This is a genomic window from Corynebacterium poyangense (assembly GCF_014522205.1).
Taxonomy (GTDB): domain Bacteria; phylum Actinomycetota; class Actinomycetes; order Mycobacteriales; family Mycobacteriaceae; genus Corynebacterium; species Corynebacterium poyangense.
The window spans coordinates 2,580,253-2,592,222 of sequence record NZ_CP046884.1 but is presented as its reverse complement, the minus strand read 5'-3'; the positions used below and the strand labels follow the sequence as shown (position 1 = coordinate 2,592,222).

Sequence of the window (11,970 nt, the reverse complement as noted above, 5' to 3'; positions counted from 1 at the left end):
GGAAGAATCCTTAGCTCTGATGCGTGCGGAGGAGATAATCAATACTTCTTTGTAGGATCAGGGGCCCCGAGGGGCTCAAGACACTCTCGGGATGAAATTGAAGCCCCAGAGCATGACCTGGCCCTTGGCGTTGAACCGTTTCTGCAGCCATACTGACTGCACCATGAGGTGTATCAATAGTCGCTAGATTTTCTAAACCGGCTGGAGGGTTGGTGCATCCTAAAGAGTGATAGCGAGCTACCGGGACAAGCTGCCCAGGCTTTTCTGGGTGCTCGGGATCCCGATCCAGGGTGAGACCCTCAAAAATGCGGTGAGAGCTTCCTGCGGAGGTGAGGGTCATATTCTCAGCGATTCCATGTACTGCCCCGCACGGTGCGACGTGACCGCCATAATGCTCCAAAAGTGCCTGGAAACCAAGGCAGATACCCAGAACAGGTATTCCCTGATTATGGGGGCCCGACGCCCGAAGGGCGGCATCGAGAATAGCCATGAGATTTCCCGCTTCGGTGGGATGGCCAGGACCTGGAGATAAACAGATCACGTCGGGATGGTGTTCCAGGACCGTCGAAGGGTCGACGTTATTGCGGAAAACTGTGCATTCGCGACCCGTTGTAGCAAAGGCGTCTACCAAGTTGTAGACGAAGGAATCGCGGTTATCAATCAGAATAATGCGAGCGTTACTCATCGGATCACCTCTAATGGACGGCCGGTTGCCAGCGCTATGGCGTGAAGAACGGCGTAAGCTTTGTGCAAAGTTTCATCGGCCTCAGCTTGGGGACGAGAGTCACGGACTACCCCACAACCAGCTTGAACATTCGCTTTTCCGTCCTGGACATAGGCTGACCGGATCACAATACAGTTGTCCATATCTCCATTGCCGCGGAGGTAGCCCACAGCACCGCCATAACTACCACGACGCTGCCCTTCTACTGATCGGATCAATTCTGCGGCCCGTAACTTGGGCGCGCCGGTTAACGTCCCCATATTCATACATGCGCGATAAGCATCCAGGGCGTCGAACTCTGGGTCCAACGTTGCTACTACCCGGGAGACTAGATGCATGACCCGGGAATACCGATCTACGTGAAGTAAATCAGCTACCTTTCGAGTAGCTGGGAGGGCTACTCTCGCTAAATCATTCCGAGCTAGGTCTACTAGCATGATGTGTTCGGCGAGCTCTTTGGCATCAGTGCGCATATACAATTCGGCGCGAATATCTAGTTCATGGTTAACTGTGCCATCGGGGTTGAGGCCGCGGGGGCGGGTCCCAGCTACGGGATAAAGCTGAACCTCACGGTTTGCGGCGGTGAACTTAAGATTAGATTCCGGAGAGGCGCCAAAAAGTTCGTAGGGGTGATGCTGTTCTAAGGAAGAACTGCCGCGAATATAGAACATGTAGGGACTTGGATTAGTTCGACGCAGTTCTTTATAGGCGGCGAAGGCGTCAGGACAATCCGTGTGGAAATTGCGGGCCGGAAGGATTTGATAGACCTCTCCCCGCTCAATTTCCTGCTGTAAATCTTCCACGATGGAGCGGAAAGGCTCATCCGCAATACTTGCATGGACATGGAGTGGGGATGGATTCATGTTTCCCGTGAAACATTCCCGAGGAGCCGGAGCAGTGCTACAAATCTCTTCAATAGCGTCCAGTTGTTCCTGTATGCGATCAAGATCATCAGCCGTGGCCACCGCCGTTAACTGTGCAGTGTGCTCCTGGTGATTAATCTCCAGAAGAACCTCAGCCATGATGTATTGGTAATCCGGATAGGTATTGCTAGATTCCGCTACTTCGGGAAGTGACTCGAAAGTAGCTAGATAGTCGAAAGCCCATCCGCCGGCTAAAAATGGCATGGTGCCGCTGCTGTCTTGAATACCGGAATGGAATTGAAGCTGTCGGAGTGGTGCCATAGTGCTGATTGCTTTGAGACGTTCTCGCTCATCGGCGGCATGTGATATCGGGAAATGGAACGCACTAGTGTCCGGCAAGGTAGTGGCACATTGATAGTCCTGGAGCTGAGACGTGAGCTGAGCCAATAAGGCCGCGCCCGACGGACTTAGAGCTTGAACATAGACTTTTTGGCCGAAGCAACTTAGCCGTAGAGATGCGGATAACACCATGACCGAGGTAATACCGGAGTGGGTGGTAATATCCGCGCTTTCCAATAACACCGAATCAGTTGCCGAGACCCCGCCGAGCCGTTCGAATAATGCGGAAGCCTCTTCTTGATAAGGGATGCTGCGTCGAATGACCTCTAGTGCTGGAGGTTTTTCTTGATGGAGGTGAGTCATTACCGGTAGGTGAGCCTTTCTATAGTGCTGAGGGCGGTGAGGTTGGGGCCCTTCCGGTACCAAAAAAGGGCCCGCGGTGTGCTTCTGGAGAAGCTTGCGGACCCTGACGCCTGTGTAGCTGAGTGGGAACGACGAAAATATGGCCCGCTATGATGCGCGCCACCACCACAAACATGTGTTGTCCATGATTTGGAATAGGTCGTTCATAGTATGGAAACTTACCGGGATGGGGAGGATGGTGCAACAAGAAGCGGGGTTTGGGGGTAGATGCGGGTAGATGAAACCGCATCTCATGAGCAATTAGTCCTGGGCCTGGGCGGCTTTGCGAACAGCATCCAGGTCAACCTTAGGGGAGGATGCGGGGGCGGATGAACCTGGTGAAGAGCAACATGATGAATCTTCGTCGACCATGTCTTGATCCATCACTACGGCAGTGCGTGCACCGACATTGGCGCCTAAACCAAGGCTAGCTAAGGCAATAAGAACAGTCGCCGCAGTCAGCAACCAGAGCCAGCCGTAGGCAAGGAAAGCAATTACGGAGGCGAAGAGGAGGGTGAGACCGCCGCAGAGCCACACGGGTCCTGCAATGGCGTGGGCGGAGTCCCAGATTTCTTTGGATTTACGGACCTCAGGAACCCTTAAGCCGAAGAATTTATTACCGGGGAGCTTACGTTTCCAGGCGAGGAAACCGAAAGTCACCTGGGCTACGCCAAGGATGAGAAAGAGAATGCCGAGGAACCAATTCATGGTTCCTAGCCTATATCGATGAGGTAAAGGTTAAACAGCGGGGTGACGTGCGGTAATGTTCCGAGTTAACTATTCTGCTCTTCCTTATTCTGACAAAGAAGGACGTTATGGGTATCAAACAACTCAGCTCCTCCCTGCTCTTTCGGGTGCTAGTGGCAATAATCTTAGGCGTTGTGTGTAGCCTGTTTTTCCCTGAATGGCTCGCCCGAATTTTCGCTACTTTTAACGGGCTTTTCGGCAATTTCTTGAACTTTTTTGTCCCTGTTCTGATCTTTGCCTTAATTACTCCCGCCATCGCTGGCCTCGGGCGCGGCGCTGGAAAGTGGCTAGGAATCACCACCGGTATCGCCTATATTTCTACAATTATTTCTGGATTTATCGCCTACGGCCTCTCGGTGTGGCTCTATCCCATCCTCTTGAAAGGTCAAGATTTAGTGGCTGCGGTGGATATCGAAAAAGGAGCGATTTCGCCCTATTTCACCGTTGAGATGCCGGCGCCTTTTGAGGTGATGTCTGCTCTGCTTTTGGCATTCGCCGTAGGTTTAGCGATGACGGTGGTGAAGTCCGATACCTTGTATGAGGCTGCGCAAGACCTTCAGCGAGTGGTGATGAAGGTTATTGAGTCCTTCATTATTCCGCTTCTTCCGGTGTTCATCTACGGCATGTTCTTGACATTAGGGATGAACGGAAACCTCACCCACACTTTGGTGACCTTCGCGAAGGTTCTTATCCTCGCCACCGTCATGACAGTCCTTTATGTTATTGCCCAGTATCTTTTAGCAGGGGCGGTTGTTGGCACAAATCCCTTCCGGGCTTTGAAGAATATGCTTCCGGCCTATGCCACGGCTCTAGGTACTTCTTCTTCGGCAGCTACGATTCCGGTGACGTATCAGTGTGCTCGGAAAAACGGCGTAGAAGCCAATGTGGCTGGATTTGTTATTCCGCTGTGTGCCACCATTCACCTCGCTGGGTCGATGATGAAGATCGGGTTGTTTGCCTATTCCATTCTCTATATGACGGGCACTCATCTCTCTCCTGCCTTAGCAGTGGGATTTATTTTGATGCTGGGTATCACCATGATTGCCGCGCCGGGAGTTCCGGGCGGTGCAATTATGGCGGCTGTCGGCCTATTGCAGAGCATGTTGGGATTTGACGCAGACCAGGTTGCCCTGATGATTGCTGCATATATTGCTATTGACTCTTTTGGTACGGCAGCCAATGTGACGGGCGACGGAGCAATTGCGTTGCTGGTTAATCGCTTTGCGAAAGATCAGCTACCAACGACAGCGGGCTCTTCGGAGGCGGAGGTAGAAGAGAATCCTCAGCGAGAAAACGCCAAGTAGGCGTCGGGACTACAACTCAATTCTTGCACTCGCCGGTTCGTGAAAATATGACGATGTTTCACGTGAAACCGGCGAGTTTTTCTAGCTGGATGTTGTGGCGATGAGCTGGCCTACTACACTATTTAGGCATGACGAAAGCGAGCGATAGCAGCGTGGAGACCGGGCATCGGTACACTCCGGAATTGGCGAATGAGATTGAACGTAGTTGGCAGAAATATTGGCATGAGAACGGCACCTTTCATGCTCCCAACCCAGTAGGGAAACTCGCTCCGAAGGACGGGAAGAAGCTCCCGGCGGATAAGGTTTTTGTTCAAGATATGTTCCCCTACCCCTCTGGCTCAGGGGTACACGTGGGTCACCCGCTTGGTTATATCGCCACTGACGCCTACGCTCGCTACAACCGCATGTTGGGTAAGAATGTGCTGCACACCATGGGGTTCGACGCGTTTGGTTTGCCGGCGGAACAATACGCTATCCAAACGGGTACACATCCGCGCACCACGACCATGGCCAATATCGCCAATATGAAATGGCAAATAGGCCTCTTAGGTTTGGGGCACGACGAACGACGTTCAGTAGCTACTACTGATCCGGAGTATTACACCTGGACCCAATGGATCTTCTTGCAGATCTTCAACTCCTGGTTTGACCAGGATGCCCAAAAGGCGCGCCCGATCGCAGAGCTCATTCCACTTTTGGAAAGCGGAGAGATTGCTCTTCCGGAGGAGTTTGCCGACCGCGGTACTTTCCAGGATTTAGACGCCCTAAGCAAGGCAGAGGTTATTGATAGCTTCCGGTTGGTTTATCGTTCAAAGTCCCTAGTCAATTGGTGTCCAGGGTTAGGCACCGTGCTGGCAAACGAGGAAGTGACCGCGGATGGACGCTCGGAGCGCGGCAACTATCCGGTTTTCCGAAAGAACCTTTCTCAGTGGATGATGCGGATTACCGCATATTCTGATCGTTTGCTTGATGACCTTGAGTATTTGGATTGGCCGGAAAAAGTCAAATCCATGCAACGAAATTGGATTGGGCGTTCTAGAGGTGCGGAGGTGGACTTCACCGCGCAGAACCACACCCTAACGGTATTTACGACTCGGCCGGATACGCTATTCGGTGCTACCTATATGGTTTTGGCTCCGGAGCATGAGCTTGTTGATGAGTTAGTGGCGGGAGGCACCCAAAACTATGACGGTGTTGACCCGAGGTGGACTTTCGGACAGGACTCGCCCTCTGCAGCGGTGCAAGCATACCGCGAGGCCATTGCTGCTAAATCGGATTTAGAGCGCCAGGAAAATAAGGAAAAAACGGGTGTTTTCTTGGGGGCCTATGGAATTAATCCGGTTAATGGACAAGAGATCCCGATTTTTATTGCTGACTATGTTCTGACTGGATATGGAACAGGCGCCATTATGGCGGTGCCTGCCCATGACGTCCGAGACTATGAATTCGCCACAGTTTTTGGTTTACCAATTGTGGAAGTGGTTGCTGGCGGAAATATCTCAGAGGAAGCTTTCACTGAATCTGGCGAGGCGGTGAATTCAGCTAATGACGCAGGCTTGGACATCAATGGTTTAGCGAAAGATGAGGCCATCTCCCAGACCATTGCGTGGCTTGAAGAAGCCGGAGCCGGGCGGGAAAAGATCCAATATAAATTAAGGGATTGGTTGTTTGCTCGGCAGCGCTACTGGGGGAACCCTTCCCTATCGTTTATGACGAGGATGGAATTCCACACGCTTTGCCGCAATCTATGTTGCCGGTAGAGCTTCCTGAGGTGGATGATTATAATCCGGTGGCCTTTGATCCGGAGGATGCCGACAGTGAGCCTCAACCCCCGTTAGCGAAAGTGAAAGACTGGGTGGAGGTAGAGCTTGATCTAGGTGACGGCCCACGCAAGTACACCAGAGATACCAATGTTATGCCGCAGTGGGCTGGATCTTCCTGGTATCAGTTGCGTTATATTGATCCAGCTAATGATGAAGCTTTCTGCGATATTGAGAATGAGCGCTATTGGACCGGACCGCGTCCTGATCTACACGGACCACAGGATCCCGGCGGAGTTGATCTTTATGTTGGTGGTGTAGAACATGCAGTTTTGCACTTGCTCTACTCCCGCTTCTGGCACAAAGTTCTCTACGACTTGGGACATCTCACCTCTACAGAACCTTATCGGCGCCTCTATAACCAGGGATATATTCAGGCCTACGCCTACACAGACGCTCGTGGTGTGTATGTTCCAGCCGCTGAGGTAGAGGAACGCGACGGAAAGTATTGGTGGCAGGGAGAAGAAGTCTTCCAAGAATATGGGAAGATGGGCAAGTCCCTGAAGAATTCCATTTCTCCCGATGAGATCTGCGCTCAATACGGGGCTGACACTCTCCGGGTTTATGAGATGTCTATGGGCCCCTTGGATACCTCCCGGCCGTGGGCCACGAAAGACATGGTGGGTGCGCAACGCTTCCTCCAGCGTTTGTGGCGTTTAGTCATTGATGAAAATACCGGAGAAGTTGTAGCCCAAGATCTGCCTTTGAGTGAGGAGGATCAGCGGCAGCTTCATCGCACTATTGCTGGAGTGCGGGAAGATTATGCGCAACTGCGGATGAACACCGTGGTGGCAAAGCTCATCGGCTACGTCAATTATTTGACAAAGACCTATACCCAGCACACCCCTGTGGCAGCGATTATGCCGCTGATCATTATGGTTTCCCCGGTGGCACCGCATATTGCTGAAGAGTTGTGGCGTCGTCTGGGGCATGACGCCACCATTACCTATGAACCTTTCCCCACTTTTGATGAGAAATGGTTGCATGATGCGGAAATTGAACTTCCGGTGCAGGTCAATGGGAAAGTTCGTGGCAGAATCATGGTCGCTGCGGATGCGTCCCAGGATGAGATTATTGCGGCGGCGGTAGCTGAAGAAAAGGTCAGTGCTGCGGTCAACGGCAAGGATATCGTCAAGCACATCGTTGTGCCCGGCCGGATGGTTAACCTGGTTGTGAAATAGGTTAGTGGGCGCAATGCGCACGTGTGGTAGCGGAATTTAAAAAATAGCTGCTGCAATTTCCTGGCGCGTTGCGGCAACTAACTCATGATTGGCTGGGAGCAGGCGAAGAACTTCAATTAATCGAGCTCGGGCTTCGGGCTCTTTCACCAGAATCTTGAGCCGACAAATCGCGTCTTCGGGCTGGTCTAAAATAATCTCTGCGTCAGCAGCGGCCAGCGCTAAAGACACATCCTCAGGATGCGCATTCGCTACGGAAATGGGATCTGCCCCAGGCGTAGACTTCTGTGCGCGCTGAAGAACTCCCACCGCTGCTTGAGCGCGGAGTATGACGTCGTGCTGCGCTGGGGGCGTCGAATGTTCTAAGTCCTGATAGATTTCTAGGGCCTGCTCAAAGTCCCCTTCGGCAACAGCAATAGCTGCCCGTTGGAGTTCCGTAGCCGGAAGTTCGACGTCATCTCCCGAATAATCTGTGTGCCCGGAATTATGATCGGGGCGTTCCAGTATCGCCTCCGCTGGTAGTCCTGGGAGTCGAGCCGCGGCGTGGTGAACCGCATTGCGGACCCATTCGAGTATCTCATCGCTTTCACCAAGCGGAGTAGATCCAATGGCAGTGCCGTCGGCCACGGCGTAGAGACGAGGTAAGTTTTCGGGGCGAAACTGTGTGATGACCTCGGGTTCTTGATCCGCATCTATCCAGGCGAAAACCCAGCTACCTCCGGCTTCGATGGCTGCTGTACTCAAGAGCTGCCGAGTATATTTGACCCCAGGGTGCAGGGGTCCACCTAAGAGCACAAACACAGGAATTTGTCGGGACCGAGCAATAATTTCTGGTTCCACGTGAAACATCGTGGCGTGAATGGCGGGGCGCACTAATAGCGGAGCTTCAATTTCTTGGTGATGATGGTGATGAGCACGAAGTGAGGCCGGTGGGATTTCGCCGATAACTTCGAGATCGCGGGCGAGGTTAGGTTCACAAGAGTCATGAGCCGGATGATGATGAAGCATGCAGCCTACCCTACGCGTCGTCGTGTAGTTTCCTCACCCGGTTACGACGGCGGTTACGCAAGATAGTCCCCAGGGACAGTGCGAGCATAATAATGGCGACGATCACCCCGGCTGCACCCAATAAAGCAGCCCATAAAGGACGCCCGTCCACCATAGTTGGAAGCCCCCCGAAAGCGACCAAAAGTAGTAATGCCGCGATGATTCGGACATTGTAGTTGCTGGTGTTATTGGCCTCATCCATGCTTTGAATTTTAACGCGTCCGTCAAGAAAACCATTGCTGAGAAGCATGGCGGAATTCGGCAGTGGAGAGTTTGCCGCTGCCTTCCGGTATTACCGCTAGCAGGGGTAGGTCTGTGACACGAGGAAGATCGGTGAGATTGAGCTGTTCAGCTAAACCGGCGTGGGTCGGATGAGAACCAGCAATAAGCCCAGCGCAGGGCAAATCCCGATGTCGAAGAGCTTCGACAGTTAATTCAGCAGAATTTAAACTGCCCAAGTTGGTGCTGGTAACGATGAGAAACTCGGTGTCATAACCTCGGCTATGCAGTTCTGCCCCCAAGTCAGCTAAGGTCCATAGTCGCTTAGGTTGTTGTTGAGCACCAAGGCGGACCAAAAGGCCACCTGCTCCCTCGATGAGTAAATGCTCATACTTGCCTTCTAATCCGACAATTCTTTCTACGACATCATCAAAATCCAACAGCGAAACCCCAGCGCGCTGAGCTGAGACATCAGGGGCTAAAGGTTCTGGAAATCGAGCGCATTCATATAGATGGTCAAGGCCAGTTAGCTTGTGGATGGTAGCTAAGTCTCCACTCCCTTCCGGTTCACCGGTTTGAGCTGGTTTCATCACCGCGACGCTTTTACCCTGCTCCTGCAAACGCACCACCAGAGCTGCCGTCGCAATGGTTTTTCCGACATCGGTGTTAGTGCCGGTGACTAAGGTAATTTTCATGATTGTGCCTCCACGATAGCGGTAATTGCCTGAGAAATCTTCTCTATCTCTTCGGCGGTGCTGGGATACATCGGCATGGTGTAGACCAGTTTCCCGAATGGACGTAGCCACACCCCCGCCGATACGGCAGCTGCAGTAGCGGACACCATATCCACGGGTTTTTTCATTTCCACCACTCCGATAGCTCCCAACACCCGAACGTCTGCAACGTTTTCATGGGACGCAAGAGGAGAAAGCCCCTGCTGAAGCTGAGTCTCGATCCGAGGGACTTGTTTTTTCCATTCCCCCGTTTTGATGATGCCCATCGCCGCATGTCCGACAGCGCACGCTAAGGGATTGGCCATAAACGTCGGCCCATGCATAATGCCGCCATGCTCACGCGAGATAGTCTCCGCGATTTCTCGAGTAGTAATGGTGGCGGCTAGGGTGCAAAAACCTCCGGTTAAGGCCTTGCCCACGCAGAGAATATCCGGAGTGGCGTCGGCGCCGGGGTTGCTGGTGCAAAATAAATAGCCGGCTCGACCGAAACCAGTAGCGATTTCATCGGCTATGAATAGCCGTTCGTGGCGTTGACAGATCTCTTTTACTCCTCGGACTAGTGCTTCATCATGGAAGCGCATCCCGCCGGCTCCTTGGACTACCGGTTCAATGATGACCGCAGCGACGTTGTCTTGGAGATGAGATTCAAATTCCTTGAGATAGGCGCTGATGTCTTGGTCAGAAGAACCTCGTGTTGGGGGTCGAGGAGCAAAAACCTGGGGGGTGAGGGCACCTGACCACAGTGAGTGCATACCGCCGTCGGGATCACACACACTCATGGGCCAGTGAGTGTCACCGTGGTATCCACCTCGCCAGGTCATGATCCGGTTACGTTCGGGGTGACCGGTGGCGCGTGCATATTGCAAGGCCATTTTGATTGCTACTTCCACGGAGATGGAACCGGAATCAGAAAAGAATACACATTCAAGAGGATCATCACTAAGCGCGACGAGGTCTTGAGCGAGGTTAACTGCGGGTTCGTGAGTAAGTCCCCCAAACATGACATGGCTCATCGTGGTGGCTTGGGTAGTTGCAGCTTTGACTAGCTTTGGGTGGGAGTGCCCATGTGCTGCCGCCCACCAGGAGCTCATTCCATCGATGAGTTTCCTACCATCAGCCAGTTCGATGTAACTTCCTTCGGTTGCAACCACGGGTAAAGCTGGAACAGCGGAAGGAAGTGGTCCATACGGGTGCCAGACGTGCTGGGCGTCAAAGCGAGTTAGATCCTCAGTTCTCACTCCTCTACCCTAGCTAAGCAGGATGAACAATGTTCAAGGGGGTTAAATAAGGGGGTGGAGAGCTTCCTACGCTTGGAAGGTGGCGGGATCTTCTTCAGATTTATCCCACGGGGTCCGCACATGATCACGGTTTAGTTCCTGGACTCCGGATACCCCAAGAAGATGCAAACTAATCCTCAGTTCGTTGGCAATAAGGTCAATGACTTTATCGACTCCTTCCCGGCCACCAGCCATCAAACCGTAAAGATAGGCTCTGCCGATCAGACAGAAGTCTGCGCCGAGGGCTAAAGCGATGGCCACGTCATTACCGGAGCGCACGCCAGAGTCGTAGAGAATGTCAACATCATTACCGACAGCTGCCCTAATAGCAGGTAGCGCTTGAAGTGGGATTGGAGCTCGGTCGAGCTGACGCCCGCCGTGAGAGGAAACCACGATGCCGTCTGCTCCGGCATCGAGCACCATGAGGGCATCGGCTGGCGTAAGGATGCCTTTTACAAGAAGCTTTCCTTGCCAATTCTTCCTGATCCAGGCTAAATCATCCATATTGATGGTGGGGTCAAACATGGAGTTGATCAGGGTTGGTAGCTCATGCGTGGTATCACTGAGTGACGCAAAGGTAAGCGGTTCAGTAGTAAGGAAATTGAACCACCATTCTGGACGCCAAGCTGCGTCAACCACGGTGGACAAGGTGAGTTTGGGGGGAATAGTCATCCCGTTTCGGGCGTCTCTGAGCCGTTGTCCTGCTACCGGGGTATCAACGGTTACCAAGAGGGTGTCGAAACCATTGTCAGCAGCTCGGCGGAGCAAATCTTGGGAGGCTTCTCGGTCGCGCCAGAGGTAAAGCTGAAACCATTTCCTCCCTGCCCCGGCGATCTGGGCAACTTCTTCTATACTCCGTGTACCCATAGTGGAAAGGCTAAAGGGAATACCGTGAGAAGCTGCTGCGGCGGCTCCACCATCTTCTCCTTCCGCATGCATAAAACGAGTAAATCCGGTGGGTGCGATGCCAAAAGGAAGTGCTGAAGGGCCACCAGCGATAGTGGTGCTGAGATCGACGTCTCCGTGGCCCTGCAGTACCCGAGGAACAAGTTCACAGTTGAGGAAGGCTTCTCTAGTGCGGTCTGCAGTTCGTTCGTCGACTGCTGCCCCATCCACATAATCAAAGGCAGGTTTGGGAGTGCGGCGACGTGCGATCACACGGAGGTCTTCTACGCTTGCTGCGCGAGCTAGCCGCGCTGCCCGACGGTCGAGGGAAGGCCGAGCGAAGTGCATGAGTGGAAGTAATTCTGAGATTTGAGGGATTTGACGTTTCACGTGAAACAAAACCTTTCTAGATGGAAAACAATCGCTATTCC

At 52.9% G+C, this 11,970-nt stretch carries 9 protein-coding genes and 1 pseudogene; 2 read left to right on the top strand and 8 right to left on the bottom strand.

The features are described 5' to 3' along the window. Window positions 1-10: 10 nt before the first annotated feature. The 3 genes from GP475_RS12230 to GP475_RS12220 all read right to left on the bottom strand — a co-directional run bounded on the left by GP475_RS12230 (window position 11) and on the right by GP475_RS12220 (window position 3,036). Complete coding sequence (locus tag GP475_RS12230) at window positions 11-685, bottom strand: glutamine amidotransferase-related protein (protein WP_187974623.1); 675 nt, start codon at window positions 683-685, stop codon at window positions 11-13. Next, window positions 682-2,289 carry an anthranilate synthase component 1 gene (locus GP475_RS12225; RefSeq protein ID WP_187974622.1) on the bottom strand — a complete coding sequence of 536 codons (1,608 nt, stop codon included), beginning with the start codon at window positions 2,287-2,289 and terminating at the stop codon, window positions 682-684. The genes GP475_RS12230 and GP475_RS12225 overlap by 4 nt, the downstream gene beginning before the upstream one ends. A gap of 300 nt (window positions 2,290-2,589) precedes the next feature. Beyond that, the gene (locus GP475_RS12220) at window positions 2,590-3,036 is read right to left on the bottom strand and encodes an SdpI family protein (protein WP_187974621.1); all 447 of its coding nucleotides are present in this window, start codon (window positions 3,034-3,036) and stop codon (window positions 2,590-2,592) included. A gap of 107 nt (window positions 3,037-3,143) precedes the next feature. Here GP475_RS12220 and GP475_RS12215 point away from each other — a divergent pair, with 107 nt between their 5' ends. Next, window positions 3,144-4,379: a dicarboxylate/amino acid:cation symporter gene (locus tag GP475_RS12215; RefSeq protein ID WP_187974620.1), complete on the top strand. Its 1,236-nt coding sequence runs from the start codon at window positions 3,144-3,146 to the stop codon at window positions 4,377-4,379. Window positions 4,380-4,507: 128 nt separating this feature from the next. After that, window positions 4,508-7,380: pseudogene (gene leuS, locus GP475_RS12210) on the top strand (leucine--tRNA ligase). 36 nt (window positions 7,381-7,416) lie between these two features. Here leuS and GP475_RS12205 read toward each other — a convergent pair. The 5 genes from GP475_RS12205 to GP475_RS12185 form a co-directional block, all read right to left on the bottom strand. After that, the gene (locus GP475_RS12205; RefSeq protein WP_187974619.1) at window positions 7,417-8,385 is read right to left on the bottom strand and encodes a tetratricopeptide repeat protein; all 969 of its coding nucleotides are present in this window, start codon (window positions 8,383-8,385) and stop codon (window positions 7,417-7,419) included. 10 nt (window positions 8,386-8,395) lie between these two features. Further along, on the bottom strand, window positions 8,396-8,626 hold the full coding sequence (locus GP475_RS12200) for a hypothetical protein (RefSeq protein WP_187974618.1): 231 nt from the start codon (window positions 8,624-8,626) through the stop codon (window positions 8,396-8,398). A 22-nt stretch (window positions 8,627-8,648) separates the two neighbouring features. Further along, window positions 8,649-9,338 (bottom strand): dethiobiotin synthase, encoded by a 690-nt coding sequence (gene bioD / locus GP475_RS12195; RefSeq protein ID WP_187974617.1) that lies wholly within the window; start codon window positions 9,336-9,338, stop codon window positions 8,649-8,651. Next, window positions 9,335-10,615 carry an adenosylmethionine--8-amino-7-oxononanoate transaminase gene (locus tag GP475_RS12190; RefSeq protein ID WP_187974616.1) on the bottom strand — a complete coding sequence of 427 codons (1,281 nt, stop codon included), beginning with the start codon at window positions 10,613-10,615 and terminating at the stop codon, window positions 9,335-9,337. Before GP475_RS12190 ends, bioD begins: the two co-directional genes overlap by 4 nt. 66 nt (window positions 10,616-10,681) lie before the next feature. Beyond that, complete coding sequence (locus tag GP475_RS12185) at window positions 10,682-11,929, bottom strand: alpha-hydroxy acid oxidase (RefSeq protein WP_394367392.1); 1,248 nt, start codon at window positions 11,927-11,929, stop codon at window positions 10,682-10,684. Window positions 11,930-11,970: the final 41 nt, after the last annotated feature.